This is a genomic window from Mycobacterium sp. PDNC021 (assembly GCF_048282635.1).
Lineage (GTDB): Bacteria > Actinomycetota > Actinomycetes > Mycobacteriales > Mycobacteriaceae > Mycobacterium > Mycobacterium llatzerense.
The window spans coordinates 2,315,144-2,332,875 of the sequence record NZ_CP182502.1; the positions used below are offsets into that span (position 1 = coordinate 2,315,144).

Below are 17,732 nucleotides of genomic sequence, written 5' to 3' on the forward strand. Positions count from 1 at the left end.
CAGGAGGCTCCGCTGACTCAGCGGATTCTTGGGAAATTCTTACGCCTTGCTAACTAATATTGCAACGCGGTTCTGCCGGGTGTCGGCCGGGAGTGTGCTCGGTGGCTGGGTGACCTGGGATTTTCAGTCGGGCAGAACGGCCCTCAGTGTGGCCGCGAACTCGTCGGGCGCGCTCATGAACCCGCCGTGATCGCCGGGGAAGGTGACGGGCTCGACACCCAGCAGGTGGCACAGCGCCATCGAGGTGCCGTGCGTGATGAGATGTTCGGAATCGGCGCCGATGCCGACGATGACCCGGCTTGCTTTCAATGCGTCGAGGTCCGGCACATACGTTGTGGTGCAGAGCAATTCGTGGTTGAAGAACCGGGCCAGGTCGGCGAGCTGCTTGGCCATCTCGTCGGGCGAGGGCTGTCCCGGCTGCCCCGGAGCCCCGTCCTCGGACTGATCGAAGCCCGCTGTGGCCATGAACTTCGCCATCGCCGCGCCGGGCCCGTCGCTGTGGAAGGTGGCGATGATGTCCTGCGTCGCGGCGCGCTGTTTGGCGGCTTCCGATGCGGGCAGCAGTTCCAGCAGCGGTGGCTCGTGCGCGACCAGGGTCCGCACCCAGTCGGGGTACTTCGTGGCCAGCGCCAGGCCGGTCACCGCGCCGCCGCTGGAGCCGAACACGTCGGCCGGACCGGCGCCGAGGTCATCGAGGATCGCGGCGACGTCGGCGGCCCGCAGCTCTGGCGTCGAGTCCTGTGCGGGATCGTCGATGGGGCTGGCGCCGAGCCCGCGTGGGTCGTACGTCACGACGGTGTGGTCGACGGCCAGCGCGTCGGCGACGAGAGCGAACTCGGACGCCGTCATCGGGGAACCGATGACGGCGAGCACCGGCCCGCTGCCGCGCACCTCGTAGTGCAGGGTCGCGCCGGGTACGGCGAGATTTCGGACGATGGGCTGGGTGCCGGTCTGGGTCATGTCAGTGCAGACCGGTGGCATCCCCGGAACTCATCGCCGTCTGGACTACTCCTGGCGGAGTCGGGACTCGACGAAGCGCTCGAGGGTCTCCCACTGGGCGACGGCCTCGGCGTACGGCTTCGACGGGGCGCCGACGGTCTCGGGCTCGAGCACGTGGCCGACGAACTTGCCCAGCGGCTGGCTGGTGGTCAGGGCCTTGTCGGCGGTGCCGTCGTCGGCGTAGTCGCAGACGTCGCGGGCGAACTCGATCGCCAGGTCCAGTTGCTCGCGGTCGACGGCGTCGGGGCCGTCGGAGATGTCGTCGGACAGCCCGCTGAGCACGTAGACGTTGTCCTCGGTGACCCGAATCTGCAGCGAGCCGTCGGTGGCCGCGGTGCGGATGTCGGCGTAGGCCTCGAAGCTGGACAGGTCGCTCTCGTGCTCGTCGGCCAGGTAGCGGGCCAGGGCGCGCTCTGAGCCGAACACGCTGATGCGGCCGTTACGGCCGAGGAACCGCGGCTGGTCGTTGTAGTAGCACCGCAGCGTGTAGAAGGTGCCGCCCTTGGTCATGATGCGGATCGGGTCGATGCCGACACGCTCCCAGAAGTCCTCGTCGCTGCCGAGCAGCTGGCGCTCCGCCTGGACGGTGAGGGCCGCCTCCTCGGAGTCCGTGTCCACCTCGCCCTCGATGACCTCATCTTCGGAGTCCTCGGCGGCCGCTTCGGCCTCGTCGAGTTCGTCTTCCTCGGGCTCAGGTGCGGGCTCGTCGAGCTCGGCCTGGGCCTTGGCCGCCGCCGTGGCGTCGACCTCGGGGGTGGTCACCAGCTCGTCGATGGCGTCGAGCACGTGATCCCAGCTGCGGCCGACGGCGGCCTCGATGTCCGCCCAGCGCTTGCGGCCGGCGCGACCCGAGTAGGCCTCGGCGCCGCCGCCCAGCGTCGACAACACGGGGTTGCCGTTGAAGAACTTCGCCACCGCGATCAGATCGCACACCGAGCCGAGCGCGCCGACCACCTGGAGCGTCCGCCGCAGCGAGGTGACGGACTCGTCGGTGGGCTTCTCGGCGACCAGTTCTGGCACACCGACCAGGTCGTGCAGGTGGCTCTCGTCCGGGTTCAGGCGGTGGGCGTTGGCCTCGCCGAGCGCCTGCCACTTGGGGTGGTCAGCGAGGTCGTTGTCGGTGTTGGTCCGCACGAAGGCGGCCAGGTCAGCGACGGAGTCGAACCCGAAGAGGGCGTCGTCGTCGCCGAGGAACGCTTCCCACTCGTCGTCCGAGTCACGCCACAACGGCGCCCACAGGGTGTACAGATCGCCATGGGTCAAACCGAGCCGAACCGGCACGATGTCAGCAGCCATGCGGCACAGCCTATCGACGTGCGGCTGGGGCCATGCTGGGGGCGTCGGGTCGGTACAGGTCGTCGCGTAGATGGCGCAGGACGGTGGCCGCCGCGTCGGGGTCCCGCCCCGGCGTGGACAGTTCCGCTGCCGCGCGTTTGAGCACCGCCAGCGCCGTACGCGCACGTGCCATCGCGTCGTCGTATTCGGCGGTGGTCATGCGGCCGTCATTCGGTGGTCATGCGGTCGGGCGGAAGAAGCCGTGGAAACCCTGATCGAGGTTGGTGGTGCGGATCGGGGACAGCTGGATGGGGTCGCCTGCCTCCACCATCAGGCCGTTTCCCACGATCATCGCGACATGACCGTCCCACACCGCCAGGTCGCCCGGGCGCAGCGAGCCGCGGTCGACGGCGGCGCCGATGTCCTGCTCCTGCGCCAGCCGCGGGAGGTCGAGGCCGGCCTCGCGGTAGGCCCACTGCGTCAGGCCGCTGCAGTCCAGTCCGACGCCGGGCGTCGTGCCACCCCACACGTAGGGCACGCCGAGTTGGGTGAGGGCGTGGCGGACCGCGTCGGCCGCGACCTTGTTGGGCGCGGTGGCGGTGCTGCCGTCGGGCAGCGTGACGGCTTCGCCGGCGCCGAACTTCCCGGGGTCGGGCGGCCGGCGGTGGGTGAGCGCGGCCTGGGCGGCGTGGGCCGCGGGCGCCGCGAGTCCACTTGCCCAATCGGCGCCCTGCCCGGTCGGCGTGCCCAGGCTCGGCAGGCTCATGCCCGGGCCGGTGCCCGCACCTGATCCGGTGCCCGCGCCGGATCCGCTTGCCTCCCAGGGCGATCCGTTCTGGGGCGGAGGAGTGCTCGCCATGGCGGTGACCTGCTCGGCCTGCGCGGCGAGTTCGGTGTGCAGCTCGTCGACGACGGTGATGGCCTCGTCGAGCGCGCGGCTGGCTTCGTCGATGAGCGCCGCGGCGTCGGCGGGGGATTCCAGGGTGGCTTCGAGTTCGGCCGCTCTGGTCTCGAAATTGCGCAGGATGGTGTCGAGTCGCTCGCGCGCCCTGGTCACTGCGGCAGCGGCCTGCTGTGTGTGGGTGCTCAGCTGCCCGGCGGTCATCGCCATCGCCACGATGGCCGTGACGGCCGCGTTCGCGAACTGACCCGCGCTGCCCGCCGCGGCGCCGGTCCACTGGCCTTGGGTCTGCTGCCACGCGTTGTCGGCAGCGGCGGCGACGCCGTCGAGTCCGGACTGCACCGTGCGCAGGGCGTCGGCCGGGTCCGGACCGGAGAAACCGGGACCCACGAGGGACTGCACCTCACGGATCGGGGCTGCCAGCGCGGATGTCAGTGAGCCGTTCATCACCAGGCTCCGATCCGGCCGCCAACGCTGTGGTCGGCGTCGACGAAGCCGGCCGCGGTGGCGACGGCCGCCTCGCCGCCGGTGTCGAGGTGCGCGCTGAGGCGGTGCGCCAGTTGGGCCTGGTGGTGCGTGGCCTGTGCCAGGGCGGCGGCGAAGGCCGCGCCGACCGGGCCGAACACGTCGAACTGTCCCGCGATGGCAGCCAGGTTCGCGGCGTGCGCCGCCAGTTCGGTGCTGTGGCCGCGGTAATCCGCGGCAAGGGCGTGCAGAGCCGACGGATCCGCGGTCAGATTTCGGGTCATGTGGATAAGACGGCCGCCAGGCCCGTTCGGTTCCATTAATGTTGGCGCGCATGGACGTCCGGGTCGTCGATCATCCGTTGGCCGCCGCGCGGCTGACCACCTTGCGTGACAAGCGCACCGACAACGCCGGGTTCCGGGCGGCGTTGCGTGATCTGACGCTGATGCTCGTCTACGAGGCCACGCGCTCGTTGGCCTGCGACGAGCTGCCGGTTCAAACCCCGGTGGCGCTGACCACCGGGTCGCGGCTGTCGAACCCGCCGCTGTTGGTCCCGGTGCTGCGGGCCGGTCTGGGCATGGTCGATCAGGCGCACGCGCTGATTCCGGAGGCTCAGGTCGGCTTCGTCGGCATGGCCCGTGACGAGACGACGCATCAACCGACGCCGTACCTCGAGTCGCTGCCCGCGGACCTGAGCGGCCGGCCGGTGATGGTGCTCGACCCGATGCTGGCCACGGGCGGTTCGATGGCGCACACGCTGCAGTTGCTGCTCGACCGCGGCGCCGATGACATCACCGCCGTGTGTGTGGTGTGCGCGCCGGAGGGAATTGCGTTGGTGGAGAAGGCGGTTCCGTCGTTGCGGTTGTTCACGGCCACCATTGATGCTTCGTTGAACGCAGACGCCTACATCGTGCCGGGCCTGGGCGATGCAGGGGATCGGCAGTTCGGGCCGCGCTGAAGGTGGATACGCCGAGCCGCTCAGCGTGGCGCCAGCAGGCCCGTCACAGCGGCTTTGATTCTCGCCAGTTCTGCCTCCGCGGAGGTACGCGAGGCCGTCACATCGGCAGCCGGCGGCCTGCTGATCTCGAGGTAGCCCTTGACCTTTGGTTCGGTGCCCGACGGGCGCGCCGCTACCCGCAGGCCGTCGCCGGTGAAGATCAGCGCGTCGGTGCGGCGTTGACCCTGGAGCTGGGCCAAGTCCTCGGTGGCGACAGTGATACCGGCGATCTCGGTCGGTGGCTCAGCGCGCAGGCGGGCCATCACCGCGTCGGCATCGGTGTGCACCGAGACCGCGCCGGTGACGTGCACGCAGTGTTTCGCGGCGAGTGCGTCCAATCGATCCTGCACCGTCTGACCTTGATTACGCAGTGCCGCAACCAGATCGCAGACCACGACGGCAGCGCTGATGCCGTCCTTGTCGCGCACGGTGTCGGGGTCGACGCAGTGACCGATGGCCTCTTCGTAGGCATAGCGCAGGGTGGCACCCGGGACGTCCTTGTCGGCGCGGGCGAGCCATTTGAAGCCGGTGAGGGTTTCGACGTGGTGGGCCCCGTAGTCGGCCGCGATCGTGGCGAGCAGCTGCGACGAGACGAGTGAGCTGGCAACGACGGTGTCTTTGGCTTGGTTCGGGGTGAGGTCCGACAGCAGGTAATCGCCCAGCAGCCAACCGGTTTCGTTGCCGGACAGCATGCGCCAACCGCCCGTGGTCGGGATGCCCACGGCGCAGCGGTCGGCATCGGGGTCCAGGGCGATGGCAACCTCTGCGTCGCTGTCAGCGGCCAGTGTGAGCAGCAGGTCGGTGGCGCCGGGCTCCTCGGGGTTGGGGAACGCGACGGTGGGGAAGTCGGGGTCGGGGTCGAATTGTGTTGCCACCGTGTGGATAGTGGTGATGCCGGCTCGGTTCAGGACGTCGACTGCCAGCGCGCCCCCGACGCCGTGCATGGCGGTCAGTGCCACTCGGACGTCGCCTTCGGTCTTGCGCAGTGACCCGGCCCGTCGCGTGTACTGCTCGATGAGAGTGCCATCGGTGGGCGTGACCGGCTGCCGGGCGATGTCCGTCGGCGCCTGGCGCATCGCGGTTTCGATGTCGCCGTCGGTTGGGGGCACGATCTGGATGCCCCCGTCGAAGTACACCTTGTAGCCATTGTCGGCCGGCGGATTGTGCGACGCGGTGATCTGTACGCCGGCAACGGCATTGAGCTGACGCACCGCATAGGCGACGACGGGCGTGGGTGCCGGGTGGGGGAGGAGGACGACGGAAAATCCCTCGGCGGCAAAGATTTCCGCCGTCGCCGTCGCGAATTCGTCGGAGTGATGCCGCGCGTCGCGGCCGACCACGACTGTCGACCCGCCCAGACAACGGTCCTTGAGCACCTTCGCGACGGCCCACGTCGCCCGACTGACGGTGGTGACGTTCATGGCGTCGAGGCCTTCGCGCATAGGGCCACGCAGGCCGGCGGTGCCGAAGGCAAGGGGTGTGACGGTCACAGCCGCGCCAGCACCTCGGCCAGCAGTGTCCCCATCCGGGTCGCGGACTGGCGGCCGGCCTCCAGGACCTCGGCGTGGCTCAGCGGCTCGCCGGTCATGCCGGCGGCCAGGTTGGTCACCATCGAGATGCCGAGCACCTCGGCGCCGCCGGCGCGGGCGGCGATGGTCTCGTGCACCGTTGACATGCCAACCAGATCGGCGCCCAGGGTGCGAAGCATCCGGATTTCGGCGGGCGTCTCGTAGTGCGGGCCGGGCAGGCCGGCGTACACGCCCTCGGTCAGCGACGGGTCGACCGCGCGGGCCAGCGCCCGCAGCCGCGGCGAGTAGGCGTCGACCAGGTCGACGAACTGCGCGCCGACCAGCGGTGAGCGCGCCGTCAGGTTCAGGTGGTCACTGATCAGCACCGGCTGGCCGACCGAGTACTCCGCGCGCAGGCCTCCCGCGGCATTGGTCAGCACCACGGTCCGTGCACCGGCCGCGATGGCAGTGCGCACCGGGTGGACCACATGGCGCAGGTCATGGCCCTCATAGGCGTGGATGCGGCCCAACAGCACCAGCACGTCACGTCCGCCGACCTGCAGCGCGAGCGCCTGCCCGCCATGCCCGGATGCTGTCGGCGGGGTGAATCCGGGGAGGTCAGCCATGGCGATGGCGGATGTGGGCTCGCCCAGCACCGCGGCGGCGGGAGCCCAGCCCGAGCCCAGTACGACAGCCACGTCGAACTGCGGGATCCCGGTGCGGTCACGGATGGCGGCGGCGGCCTGAGCGGCGGCGAAGTCAGGGGTGGCCTGCGGAACGGTCACGGCGTCCACCTTAGTTGCCAGCCGCGCCCAAACGGGCCGGTGCGATACTTCCATGATGCTTACTGGCGACGCGCTGCAGACGGTCACCGATGCCGTCGCGCGTCACCGTGCCGATCTGATCGAACTGTCCCACTCGATTCACGCCGAGCCGGAACTGGCCTTCGCGGAGTATCGCAGTTGCGCCAAGACCCAGGCGCTCGTCGCCGAGCGTGGGTTCGAGGTCACCGCGGCCGCCGGCGGTCTGGACACCGCGTTCCGCGCCGACTACGGCAGTGGCGAACTCGTGATCGGCATCTGTGCCGAGTACGACGCGCTGCCCGGCATCGGACATGCGTGTGGGCACAACATCATTGCCGCGTCGGCGGTCGGCACGGCGTTGGCGCTGGCCGAGGTCGCCGACGAACTCGGCATCACCGTGGCATTGATCGGCACTCCCGCCGAAGAAGCCGGCGGCGGAAAAGCGTTGTTGATCAACGCCGGAGTGTTCGACGACGTCGCGGCATCAGTGATGCTGCACCCCGGCCCGGTGGACATCGCGGGGGCACGCTCCCTGGCTCTGTCCGAGGTGTCGGTGGCCTACCGCGGGCGCGAGTCGCACGCCGCAGTTGCCCCGTACCTGGGCATCAATGCCGCCGACGCGGTGACGGTCGCTCAGGTGGCGATCGGGCTGCTGCGTCAGCAGCTGACGCCCGGTCAGATGATGCACGGCATCGTCACCGACGGCGGTCAGGCGCCGAATGTGATTCCGGCGCATGCGGAATTGCTGTACACGATGCGCGCCACCGACTCGGTGTCCCTGGACGAGCTGGAAGTCCGGATGTTCTCCTGTTTCGCGGCCGGCGCCTTGGCGACGGGTTGCACTCACGAGGTGACCGAGGTGTCACCGCGATACGACGCCCTCACCCCGGACCCCTGGTTGACGACGGTGTTCCGTGCCGAGATGGAGCGGCTGGGCCGCACCCCGCTGCCGGTGGACCTGGAAGTCTCTGTGCCCCTTGGTAGTACCGACATGGGCAACGTCACGCAGATGATGCCGGGCATCCATCCCGTGGTGGGGATCGAAGCCAACGGGGCGTCGATCCATCAGCCGGAATTCACCGTGGCCGCGGCGGGGCCGAGTGCGGACCAGGCCGTCATCGAAGGTGCAATCATGTTGGCGCGCACCGTGGTTGCGTTGGCACAAGCGCCTGATGAGCGAGCCCGGGTTTTGCAGAAGATGGCGGACCGGGCAGCGGTTCAGCAACAAGTGAAGGCAGGGCGCGGATGACCCTCTCGGACCACGCCGAGCGCTGGCTGGCCACGAACTACGGTGACCTCGTCGGGTGGCGGCGGCATCTGCACGCCAACCCGGAGTTGGGCCGGCAGGAGTTCGAGACCACCAAGTTCGTCGCGACGCGACTGGCCGAGGCTGGGTTGAACCCGAAGATTCTGCCTGGCGGCACCGGTCTGACTTGCGATTTCGGTCCTGAGGACCGGCCGCGGATCGCGCTGCGCGCCGACATGGACGCGCTGCCGATGGACGAGCGCACCGGCCTGCCGTTCGCGTCGACAATCCCTAACGTGGCACACGCCTGCGGCCACGACGGCCACACTTCAGTGCTGCTGGGTGCCGGGTTGGCGCTGGCGTCCGCACCGGCGCTGCCCGTCGGTGTGCGCCTGGTGTTCCAGGCCGCCGAGGAGCTGATGCCCGGCGGTGCACTGGACGCCATTTCTGCGGGTGCGCTGGCCGGGGTATCGAGAATCTTTGCGCTGCATTGTGATCCGCGACTGGAAGTGGGCAAGGTCGCCACCATTCCGGGGCCGATCACGTCGGCCGCCGACCAGATGGAGATCACCCTGCACTCGCCGGGTGGGCACACTTCCCGGCCGCACCTGACCGGCGATCTGGTCTATGCGCTCGGCACGCTGATCACCGGGGTGCCCGGCATCCTGTCGCGTCGGGTCGATCCGCGGCACAGCACGGTCATGGTGTGGGGTGCGGTGAACGCCGGGTTCGCGTCGAACGCCATTCCGCAGACGGGAACTCTGGCCGGGACCATCCGCACCGCCAGCCGCGACGCCTGGGTCGAGATGGAATCGATTGTCCGCGAGATCGTTTCGTCGCTGCTGGCGCCGCTCAACGTGGATCACACGGTGCTGTACCGGCGCGGCGTCCCGCCGGTGGTCAACGAAGAACTGTCCACCCGGATCATGACCCACGCGATCGAGGCGCTGGGCCCGGACTCCCTGGCCGACACCAAGCAATCCGGTGGCGGAGAAGACTTCTCGTGGTACTTGGAAGAGGTGCCGGGAGCCATGGCGCGCCTCGGCGTGTGGCCTGGCGTCGGCCCGCAGCTCGACCTGCACCAGCCGACCTTCGATCTCGACGAACGCGCCCTCGGCGTCGGCGTCCGCGTGCTGGTCAACATCATCGAGCAGGCCGCCGAGTTCTAAACCGCGAGCGTGCGTGTCTGCCCGCGACACACCGCATTTCGCGGGCATTTTGGCGTCAACTCACGCCGCACGAGCGTGACGTAAACGCATGTCGATCCGCGAGACCAGGTCGTCGGGCCGACGCCGGACGTCGTCGTAGACGATCGGCACCACCGTCCAGCGGATTTCCATCAACGCTGTTGTCCGGTTCCGGTCGGACAACATCGCCTCGGCGCCACTGTGCCAGTCCATTCCGTCGTACTCGGCCGCGACGCGGTGGTCGGGCCAAGCAAAGTCGAGGCGCCGCAACTGCCCACGGCCATCGATGATTTCATGTTGGAGTTCCGGCGCCGGTAACCCACCATCGAGCATCACCAGTCGCGCTTCACTCTCCATCGGAGACTCGGCGCGCGGGTCTGCCAGCGGCAGCAATTCACGAACCGCGACAATGCCGCGACGTCCCGATTGCTTTATCAGAGCGCGGGCCAGCTCCACGCGATCGCAGGTTCCCGACCGCAGCGCGGCATCCAAGGTCGCCAGCGCTCGTGGCCTGCGCAGCGAGCGGGCCACCTCGATGGCTGTCCAGGCCGCAGCGGTGGTGGGTCGACCGTTCACCTCTGCCATCGGTGCGCCGTCGCGGCGGTGTACCACCAATCCGTCCGCGTTCCGGAGCTGATGTTGCGGAGGGTTCAGGACATGCAGGTCCTTCGGGTTCTCGGTGTCGAAACCGTGGAGCGCGGCCGCGGTGCCGAGGCAGACCGGAACGGGCGTGCCCGCGGCAAGGTCGAGCCCACGTAGCCGGACCCAGTCGTCAGGTTCGCCGTGGCAGTAGACTCCTTGCCAGATACGTTGTAATACTCCAGCTTTCACATCCACCCTGAACGACGGGCGGGACTGCAGAGCCAGGATTTGCTCACTCGTGGCAACCCCGTTCTGGGCATCCAGTAGCGCTTCGAGATCGGCATTCATGACCCCGATACTGGAGTCGCCTCGCGTTCGTCAACAGTGCTCGCGCGCAATCTGTGGATGGATCCCGAACTGTGGATGATGCGGACCAGTGCCACGGCCTGACGGGTTGCGGCGGTCGTTAGCAGCGAGCGCGACGGAATGGCATGCGAACGACGGCGTGTTGGTGACAGACACGCACGCTCGCGGGAAGTTAGGGTCCGATGTTGCGGGACGGGCGGGTGCGGAGGTGGTGGACGTAGTCGGCGGGGGCGCCGGCGATCTCGGCGGCTTCGGCCATCACGCCCAGGTAGCGCGCCGACGGCAGCCCACCTTCCCAGGCGTCGACTACGTACAGCCACGCCAGCACGGGTTCGGTCGAGGTGTCCGACGACACCCGGTTCACCCGGCACCGGATCTTCTTGTGGATGCCCAGCTCTGAGCCTTCCCAGCGGTCCAGGCGTTCCTCGTCTTCGCGGGTCATGTCGTAGAGCACGACAAAGACCTTGGACATGGGATCCTGGACCAGCGTCGCCAGCGCGCCCTCCCAGCCGATGTCTGCGCCCGCAAACGTCAGCCTCCAGCCGTGCAGCCAACCGGTGGCCGCCATCGGGGAATGAGGGGCCCGCTGCAGCATCTGCTCCGGATGCATGTTCGATCCGTAAGCGGCGTAGAGCGGCACCTGGCAAGCGTACGGCTTGTTGTCCGGCGACCAACACCCAACTCGGGGTTAGATGTAGCCGTGGTTACCCGCATCGTGATCATCGGCGGCGGTCCCGCCGGGTATGAGGCAGCCCTGGTTGCCGCCGGTTACGGCCCCGACACAACGGAGGTCACCGTCGTCGACCGCGACGGTATCGGTGGCGCCTGCGTGCTGTGGGACTGCGTGCCGTCCAAGACCTTCATCGCGTCGACCGGCGTGCGCACCGAGCTGCGACGGGCCAGTGGTCTGGGCTTCGACCTGCATGTCGAGGACGCCAAAATCTCGTTGCCGCAGATCAACAACCGGGTCAAGACGCTGGCCCGCAGCCAGTCCGTCGACATCGGCGGTCAGCTGTTGCGCGCCGGCGTCAACGTGGTGCCCGGGTGCGGCGAACTGGTCGACGACATCCCCGGCATGGCGCACCACCGAGTGAAAGTCACCACACCCGACGGCCGGTCCGGCGTGCTGAAGGCCGACGTGGTGCTGATCGCCACCGGCGCCAGCCCCCGCGTGCTGCCCAACGCCAAGCCCGACGGCGAGCGCATCCTCAACTGGCGTCAGCTCTACGACCTCGACGAGCTGCCCGAGCACCTGATCATCGTCGGCTCCGGCGTCACCGGCGCCGAGTTCTGCAACGCCTACACCGAACTCGGCGTCAAGGTCACCGTGGTCGCCAGCCGCGACCAGATCCTCCCGCACGAGGACTCCGACGCCGCAGCGGTGCTGGAGACGAGCTTCGCCGAACGTGGCGTGCGCCTGGTGAAGAACGCCCGCGCCGATTCGGTGGTCCGCACCGAGACGGGCGCCAAGGTCAATCTGGCCGACGGCCGGACGGTCGAGGGCAGCCACGTCCTGATGAGCATCGGGTCGGTGCCCAACACCGAGGGTCTGGGACTCGAGAAGGTCGGCATCGAGCTGGGCCCCGGCAACTATCTGACGGTGGACCGGGTGTCGCGCACGTCGGCGTCGGGCATCTACGCCGCCGGTGACTGCACGGGCCTGCTGCCGCTGGCCTCGGTGGCCGCCATGCAGGGCCGCATCGCGATGTATCACGCACTGGGTGAAGGGGTTTCGCCGATCCGGCTGCGGACCGTCGCGGCCGCGGTGTTCACCTTCCCGGAGATCGCCGCGGTCGGGGTGCCGCAGACCGCCATCGACAGTGGCGCCGTCCCGGCCCGCACCCTGATGCTGCCGCTGAACACCAACGCGCGGGCCAAGATGTCGTTGCTCGAGCACGGTTTCGTGAAGATCTTCTGTCGCCCGGCCACGGGCGTGGTGATCGGCGGGGTGGTGGTCGCCCCGATCGCGTCCGAGCTGATCCTGCCGATCGCGCTGGCGGTGCAGAACCGGATCTCGGTGACCGATCTGGCCCAGACCCTGTCGGTCTACCCGTCGCTGTCGGGCTCGACCATCGAGACGGCCCGCCGGCTCATGGCTCACGACGATCTGGACTGACGCACGAACCGGGGCCGACCACGTAGGCTCGGTCATGCAAGGCCTACCGACGAGTAACCACGAGGAGTTCCGCCGTGAGTGACCCGATTCCCGGCCCGGGCAATGGTCAGACCCTGCTGAACCGCGCACAGCGCGAGACCGCATGGAACCGGCTGGGCGCCGAGCAGTTCGACGTCATCGTGATCGGTGGCGGCGTCGTCGGTGCCGGTGCGGCCCTGGACGCCGCGACGCGCGGGCTGAAGGTCGCCCTGGTCGAGGCGCGCGACTTCGCCTCCGGCACGTCCAGCCGCAGCAGCAAGATGTTCCACGGCGGCCTGCGCTACCTGGAGCAGCTCGAGTTCGGTCTGGTCCGTGAAGCGCTGTACGAACGCGAGCTATCGCTGACCACTCTGGCGCCACACCTGGTGAAGCCGCTGCCGTTCCTGTTCCCGCTGACCAAGCGGATCTGGGAACGCCCGTACATCGCCGCCGGCATCTTCCTGTACGACCAGCTGGGCGGCGCCAAGTCGGTGCCCCCGCAGAAGCACCTGCTCAAGGCCGGGGCGCTGCGGCTGGCGCCCGGGCTCAAGCGCAGCTCGCTGGTCGGCGCGATCCGCTACTACGACACCGTCGTCGACGACGCGCGGCACACCATGACCGTCGCCCGCACCGCGGCGCACTACGGTGCCGTGGTCCGCACCTCGACGCAGGTCGTGGCGCTGCTGCGCGAAGGTGACCGGGTCACCGGCGTCCGCGTCCGCGACTCCGAGACCGGCGCGGTGACCGAGGTGTGCGGCCACGTCGTGGTCAACGCCACCGGCGTGTGGACCGACGAGATTCAGGCGCTGTCGAAGCAGCGCGGGCGCTTCCGGGTCCGCGCTTCCAAGGGTGTGCACATCGTCGTGCCCCGGGACCGGATCGTCAGCGAGGTGGCGATCATCCTGCGCACCGAGAAGTCGGTGCTGTTCGTGATCCCGTGGGGCACGCACTGGATCATCGGCACCACCGACACCGACTGGAACCTGGACCTGGCGCACCCGGCGGCGACCAAGGCCGACATCGACTACATCCTCGGGCACGTCAACAAGGTGCTGGCCACTCCGCTCAACCATGACGACATCGACGGCGTCTACGCGGGCCTGCGCCCGCTGCTGGCCGGGGAGAGCGAGGAGACCTCCAAGCTGTCCCGCGAGCACGCGGTCGCGGTGCCGGCCCCGGGCCTGGTGGCCATCGCGGGCGGCAAGTACACCACGTACCGCGTCATGGGCGAGGACGCCATCGACGCGGCCAGCGAGTTCGTGCCGACACGGGTGGCGCCGTCGATAACCGAGAAGGTGCCGCTGCTCGGCGCCGACGGCTACTTCGCGCTGATCAACCAGACCGAACACGTCGGCCAGCACTACGGCCTGCATCCTTACCGGGTGCGCCACTTGCTGGACCGCTACGGCTCGTTGATCGGCGAGGTGCTGGACATGGCCGCCGACCGTCCCGAGCTGCTGGAGCCGATCACCGAGGCGCCGGTGTACTTGAAGGTCGAGGCCTGGTACGCGGCCGCGGCCGAGGGTGCGCTGCACCTCGAGGACATCCTCGCGCGCCGCATGCGGATCTCCATCGAGTACCAGCACCGCGGCGTGGACTGCGCCCGCGAGGTCGCGGAAGTCATTGCGCCGGTGCTGGGTTGGAGTGCCGAGGACATCGACCGTGAGGTCGCGACCTACTTGGCGCGCGTCGAGGCCGAGGTGCTGTCGCAGACCCAGCCCGACGACGAATCGGCCGACGCGCTGCGCGCCGCGGCTCCGGAATCCCGTGCGGAGATCCTCGAGCCGGTGCCGCTCGATTGAGCCTGCCTGTCCGTCCCGGATATGAGGGGATCGGGCCGTCCCGGCTGCGGCTGCACGGTGGGCCGGTGCTGGCCGAGCTGCGGTCCCGGTTCGGCGACGAGGCAGCCGCGAAAGTGCTTGCCGGCGAAGTGGTTTGCGCTGACGGGTCGGTCGTGGATGCGGTCACCGAGCTGCCCGCCGGCGCGTTCATCTACTGGTACCGGGACCTGCCCGACGAGGCCGTCGTCCCGTTCGACGTGCCGGTGCTGTACCGCGACGAGAACATCGTCGTGGTCGACAAACCGCACTTTCTGGCGACCATGCCCCGCGGCGGGCACGTGGTGCAGACGGCGTTGGTAAGACTGCGCCGAGCCTTGGGTTTGTGGGAGCTCTCGCCGGCACATCGGCTGGACCGGCTGACGGCGGGCGTGCTGGTGTTCACGGCGCGCCGCTCGTTGCGCGGGGCCTATCAGACGATGTTCGCCTCGGGTGCGGTGTCCAAGACGTATCTGGCCCGGTCATCGGCCGGGACATTGGCCGAGCCCGTCGAGTTGCGTAACCGAATTATGAAGCGGCGCGGGTCTTTACAGGCCGTCGTGGAACCCGGTGAGGTGAACGCGGTGACGGTGGTCGCGCCGTTGGGTTCGGGGTTGTTCCAGCTGACGCCGTCGACGGGCCGTACGCACCAGCTGCGGGTGCACATGAACTCGCTCGGACTGCCCATCGACGGGGATCCGTTGTATCCCACGGTGCTTGATGTCGCCGCCGGTGACTTCTCGACGCCGCTGCAGTTGCTGGCCCATCGGCTGGCGTTCACCGATCCGGTGACCGGCGTTGAGCGGGAGTTCGTCAGTCAGCGCACGTTGCAGGCTGGGACCTAGATCCGGGGAACGGCGGCGCCGTGGAGCTCTCTCCACACAACTCGCGCTGGAAGCCGTCAACTTTCCCTGACGCGTCAAGGAAAGTTGACGCCCCCAAACCGCAAGTGTCACAACAGAGCCGACACGCCGCGCTGATCTCGCCGAGCTGGTCTCGGCGGCCTGTGCCGCTCATTGGAGTGGGCCGGGTCAACGCGTTCAACCCCTGTGTTCTACTGCTAGCCATGGACCGCACCACATTTGACCGCCTGTTCGACATGACCGGCCGCACCGTCATCGTGACGGGCGGGACGCGCGGTATCGGCCTCGCGATGGCCGAGGGGTTCCTGCTGGCCGGTGCGAATGTGGTGGTGGCCAGCCGCAAGCCCGACGCCTGTGAGGCCGCGGCCGAGCACCTGCGCGGCCTGGGGGGCAAGGCGATCGGCGTGCCCACCAACATGGGCAGCCTGGACGATCTCGACCGGCTGGTGGCGGCCACCGTCGCGGAGTTCGGTGGCATCGACGTCCTGGTCAACAACGCGGCCAACGCGCTCGCCCAACCGCTGGGGGAGATGACGCCCGAGGCGTGGGCCAAGTCGTACGACTCCAACCTGCGCGGTCCGGTGTTCCTGGTGCAGAAAGCGTTGCCGCACTTGAAGGCCAGCCCGGCCGCGGCGGTGCTGAACATGTCGTCGATCGGCGCGTTCCAGTTCGCGCCGTTCGTGTCGATGTACGCCGCCGGCAAGGCGGCGCTGTTGTCGTTCACCCGGTCGATGGCGGCCGGTTTCGCGACCGACGGCATCCGGGTCAACGCCATCGCGCCCGGCCCCGTCGACACCGACATGGTGCGCAACAACCCGCAGTCGGCGATCGACGCGATGGCCTCCAACACCCTGCTGAAGCGGCTCGCCAACCCCGATGAATTGGTGGGCGCGGCGCTGCTGTTGTGTTCGGGCGCAGGCAGTTACATCACCGGACAGGTCGTCATCGTCGACGGTGGCGGGACGCCGAGGTAGGGCTGCGGCCGGCTGTCAGTATGTATGCAGGGGACCGTGCGATTTTCCGTACATCACCCTGAGCGTGCAGTCGCGGACGAGCCCTTTGTCGAGGAGCTTGATGCCTGCGTTCGGAATGGCAGGGATACCGGCGAGCTTGTGTCCGAAGCGGCCCATTCGGTACTCCCTGCCCCAGGCCGCCTCCAGGCGCTGGGTGTAGTTGGTGAAATCGTTGGGGCCGCCGTTCAACAGGGCCGCGATCACGCTTTCCCCGGCGACCAAACCGGATTCGAGCGCCTTCGAGATGCCTGCGCCCGAGACCGGTTTGGCGGCACCGAGTGCGTCGCCGGTGAAGACGACGCCCGGACGCCACGGCGGCCACGCGGTGAAACCCATCGGCAGTCGCCACGCTCGCGCGCTCTTGCTCTTCTTCAACTCGGCAATCGGCGGCAGGTCCCAATCGCGCGGCAGGGAACGCAGAAAGTCGCCCAGTAGCTGGGTGGCGTTGATCGCCTGCCAGTTTCGGAAGCAGTTGACATAGCCCACGCCGATGTTGAAGACGCCGTCGCCCATCGGGAACACCCAGCCGTAGCCGGGCAACTGATCGCCCTCGAACTGCAGCTTGAGATAAATGTCGAGCGAATCGTTGTCCGGCCGGTTGACGTGTATCTCCGAGCGGATCGCGATAGCCGAGTAGCCGTTGTACTCCGAATTGATGGTCAGCGCGCGCTTGATCGGTGAGTACGCACCGTCGGCGGCGATGACCGCATCTGCCCAGATCTTCTCCCCGGTCTTGAGGACCACGCCGACCACACGACCGTCGGCATCTAGTTCCGGTCCTGCCACTTCGGCGCCCTCGCGAACCTCCGCCCCAGCTTTCTCGGCGTGCCTGAGCAACACGGTGTCCAAGTGGGTGCGGCTGACGGTGTGTCCGTGATCGGGCATGCCGGGGCGCCTCGGGAAGGACATCTCCCACCGACTCGGACTGAACACCGTGACCCGGTTGACCCGGTGGAAGGTGGCGACTTCGTCTGCCAGGCCCATCTTCTGCAGGTAACTGACGGCGCGGGCGGTCAGTCCGTCTCCACAAGGCTTGTCCCGGGGAAACTCTGCCTTGTCGACGACCAGCACCTTGGCGCCCACCTGTGCCGCCTGCCATGCCGCGGCGGAGCCCGACGGGCCACCACCGGCGACGACGACGTCATATCGATGTGCCACCGTGTCCGCCCCCAGTCCCGAAGAAGCTCCAGTTCATCAGCTTTCGGGCGGAGCCGCCAGGTGGACTACTACCGACGGGGCTACCGTGGAAGCCGTGGCATCCATCTTCGGCGACTCCCACCTGAAGCACGTCCGTCTGGTCACCCCGCAGACGACGAAGGGGTGTCAGGACTGCATCGCGGGTGGTACCCGCTGGGTCCATCTGCGGTTGTGTCTGACGTGCGGGCACGTCGGCTGTTGCGATTCGTCGCCGATGCGCCACGCGAGTGCTCATGCGCAGACGCCGGGGCACGAGATCGTGCAGTCCTTCGAGCCGGGCGAGAACTGGCGGTGGTGCTACGTGCACGAGAAGTACGTCTGACCGGTGTCCTGATTTGAGGGCTGCGTGGCCGCTTGCGCCATGTGGCGGCGGCGAATC

General features: G+C 68.6%; 16 protein-coding genes and 2 pseudogenes. 8 read left to right on the plus strand and 10 right to left on the minus strand.

Features of this window, described 5'->3' with window-relative positions:
* Positions 1-123: 123 nt before the first annotated feature.
* From ACNO8X_RS10870 to ACNO8X_RS10890, 5 genes are read right to left on the minus strand one after another with little or no spacing between them, the layout of a single operon-like run.
* The gene (locus ACNO8X_RS10870) at positions 124-960 is read right to left on the minus strand and encodes an alpha/beta fold hydrolase (protein WP_418005289.1); all 837 of its coding nucleotides are present in this window, start codon (positions 958-960) and stop codon (positions 124-126) included.
* A gap of 45 nt (positions 961-1,005) precedes the next feature.
* Positions 1,006-2,295 (minus strand): primosomal protein, encoded by a 1,290-nt coding sequence (locus ACNO8X_RS10875; protein ID WP_418005290.1) that lies wholly within the window; start codon positions 2,293-2,295, stop codon positions 1,006-1,008.
* Positions 2,296-2,305: 10 nt separating this feature from the next.
* On the minus strand, positions 2,306-2,494 hold the full coding sequence (locus ACNO8X_RS10880; RefSeq protein WP_418005291.1) for a hypothetical protein: 189 nt from the start codon (positions 2,492-2,494) through the stop codon (positions 2,306-2,308).
* An 18-nt stretch (positions 2,495-2,512) separates the two neighbouring features.
* The gene (locus tag ACNO8X_RS10885; protein WP_418005292.1) at positions 2,513-3,622 is read right to left on the minus strand and encodes an NlpC/P60 family protein; all 1,110 of its coding nucleotides are present in this window, start codon (positions 3,620-3,622) and stop codon (positions 2,513-2,515) included.
* On the minus strand, positions 3,622-3,924 hold the full coding sequence (locus ACNO8X_RS10890) for a type VII secretion target (protein WP_418005293.1): 303 nt from the start codon (positions 3,922-3,924) through the stop codon (positions 3,622-3,624). The genes ACNO8X_RS10885 and ACNO8X_RS10890 overlap by 1 nt, the downstream gene beginning before the upstream one ends.
* Before the next feature lie 50 nt (positions 3,925-3,974).
* Here ACNO8X_RS10890 and upp point away from each other — a divergent pair, with 50 nt between their 5' ends.
* Entirely contained in the window at positions 3,975-4,598 is a 624-nt protein-coding gene (upp, locus tag ACNO8X_RS10895) for a uracil phosphoribosyltransferase (RefSeq protein ID WP_418005294.1), read from the plus strand.
* Positions 4,599-4,618: 20 nt separating this feature from the next.
* Here the strand turns inward: upp and ACNO8X_RS10900 are convergent.
* Together ACNO8X_RS10900 and ACNO8X_RS10905 are read right to left on the minus strand one after the other, a co-directional pair.
* Positions 4,619-6,169 (minus strand): annotated as a pseudogene (locus ACNO8X_RS10900) (phospho-sugar mutase); the annotation flags it as partial.
* On the minus strand, positions 6,124-6,939 hold the full coding sequence (locus tag ACNO8X_RS10905; RefSeq protein WP_418005295.1) for a purine-nucleoside phosphorylase: 816 nt from the start codon (positions 6,937-6,939) through the stop codon (positions 6,124-6,126). The pseudogene ACNO8X_RS10900 and the gene ACNO8X_RS10905, both read right to left, overlap by 46 nt.
* Before the next feature lie 43 nt (positions 6,940-6,982).
* Between ACNO8X_RS10905 and ACNO8X_RS10910 the strand changes: the two genes are divergently transcribed.
* Positions 6,983-8,197, plus strand: coding sequence for a M20 family metallopeptidase (locus ACNO8X_RS10910; protein ID WP_418005296.1), 1,215 nt, complete (start codon positions 6,983-6,985; stop codon positions 8,195-8,197).
* Entirely contained in the window at positions 8,194-9,363 is a 1,170-nt protein-coding gene (locus tag ACNO8X_RS10915; protein ID WP_418005297.1) for a M20 family metallopeptidase, read from the plus strand. The genes ACNO8X_RS10910 and ACNO8X_RS10915 overlap by 4 nt, the downstream gene beginning before the upstream one ends.
* 60 nt (positions 9,364-9,423) lie before the next feature.
* Here the strand turns inward: ACNO8X_RS10915 and ACNO8X_RS10920 are convergent, their stop codons facing one another.
* Positions 9,424-10,311 (minus strand): hypothetical protein, encoded by an 888-nt coding sequence (locus ACNO8X_RS10920; RefSeq protein WP_418005298.1) that lies wholly within the window; start codon positions 10,309-10,311, stop codon positions 9,424-9,426.
* 190 nt (positions 10,312-10,501) lie between these two features.
* The gene (locus tag ACNO8X_RS10925) at positions 10,502-10,969 is read right to left on the minus strand and encodes a gamma-glutamylcyclotransferase (RefSeq protein ID WP_043397583.1); all 468 of its coding nucleotides are present in this window, start codon (positions 10,967-10,969) and stop codon (positions 10,502-10,504) included.
* 60 nt (positions 10,970-11,029) lie between these two features.
* Between ACNO8X_RS10925 and ACNO8X_RS10930 the strand changes: the two are divergent.
* From ACNO8X_RS10930 to ACNO8X_RS10945, 4 genes and pseudogenes are all read left to right on the plus strand, one after another.
* Positions 11,030-12,527, plus strand: a pseudogene (locus ACNO8X_RS10930) (NAD(P)H-quinone dehydrogenase).
* The gene (locus ACNO8X_RS10935; protein WP_418005299.1) at positions 12,520-14,265 is read left to right on the plus strand and encodes a glycerol-3-phosphate dehydrogenase/oxidase; all 1,746 of its coding nucleotides are present in this window, start codon (positions 12,520-12,522) and stop codon (positions 14,263-14,265) included. The pseudogene ACNO8X_RS10930 and the gene ACNO8X_RS10935 overlap by 8 nt, the downstream one beginning before the upstream one ends.
* Positions 14,266-14,267: 2 nt before the next feature.
* Entirely contained in the window at positions 14,268-15,125 is an 858-nt protein-coding gene (locus ACNO8X_RS10940) for a pseudouridine synthase (RefSeq protein WP_418005853.1), read from the plus strand.
* A gap of 221 nt (positions 15,126-15,346) precedes the next feature.
* A complete protein-coding gene (locus tag ACNO8X_RS10945) occupies positions 15,347-16,117 on the plus strand; it encodes an SDR family NAD(P)-dependent oxidoreductase (protein ID WP_418005300.1) in 771 nt (256 codons plus the stop codon).
* A gap of 15 nt (positions 16,118-16,132) precedes the next feature.
* On the opposite strand, the gene ACNO8X_RS10950 is transcribed toward ACNO8X_RS10945, so the two are convergent.
* Positions 16,133-17,314 (minus strand): geranylgeranyl reductase family protein, encoded by a 1,182-nt coding sequence (locus ACNO8X_RS10950; RefSeq protein ID WP_418005301.1) that lies wholly within the window; start codon positions 17,312-17,314, stop codon positions 16,133-16,135.
* Positions 17,315-17,408: 94 nt separating this feature from the next.
* On the opposite strand from ACNO8X_RS10950, the gene ACNO8X_RS10955 reads away from it, so the two are divergent.
* A complete protein-coding gene (locus ACNO8X_RS10955; RefSeq protein WP_260937847.1) occupies positions 17,409-17,675 on the plus strand; it encodes a UBP-type zinc finger domain-containing protein in 267 nt (88 codons plus the stop codon).
* Positions 17,676-17,732: the final 57 nt, after the last annotated feature.

Bases quoted from the DNA above. Each gene is read 5' to 3' on its own strand.
- ACNO8X_RS10890 (WP_418005293.1), bottom strand. From the start codon at position 3,924: ATGACCCGAAATCTGACCGCGGATCCGTCGGCTCTGCACGCCCTTGCC.
- ACNO8X_RS10880 (WP_418005291.1), bottom strand. From the start codon at position 2,494: ATGACCACCGCCGAATACGACGACGCGATGGCACGTGCGCGTACGGCG.
- upp (WP_418005294.1), top strand. From the start codon at position 3,975: ATGGACGTCCGGGTCGTCGATCATCCGTTGGCCGCCGCGCGGCTGACC.
- ACNO8X_RS10910 (WP_418005296.1), top strand. From the start codon at position 6,983: ATGATGCTTACTGGCGACGCGCTGCAGACGGTCACCGATGCCGTCGCG.
- ACNO8X_RS10885 (WP_418005292.1), bottom strand. From the start codon at position 3,622: ATGAACGGCTCACTGACATCCGCGCTGGCAGCCCCGATCCGTGAGGTG.
- ACNO8X_RS10870 (WP_418005289.1), bottom strand. From the start codon at position 960: ATGACCCAGACCGGCACCCAGCCCATCGTCCGAAATCTCGCCGTACCC.
- ACNO8X_RS10915 (WP_418005297.1), top strand. From the start codon at position 8,194: ATGACCCTCTCGGACCACGCCGAGCGCTGGCTGGCCACGAACTACGGT.
- ACNO8X_RS10945 (WP_418005300.1), top strand. From the start codon at position 15,347: ATGGACCGCACCACATTTGACCGCCTGTTCGACATGACCGGCCGCACC.
- ACNO8X_RS10875 (WP_418005290.1), bottom strand. From the start codon at position 2,295: ATGGCTGCTGACATCGTGCCGGTTCGGCTCGGTTTGACCCATGGCGAT.
- ACNO8X_RS10920 (WP_418005298.1), bottom strand. From the start codon at position 10,311: ATGAATGCCGATCTCGAAGCGCTACTGGATGCCCAGAACGGGGTTGCC.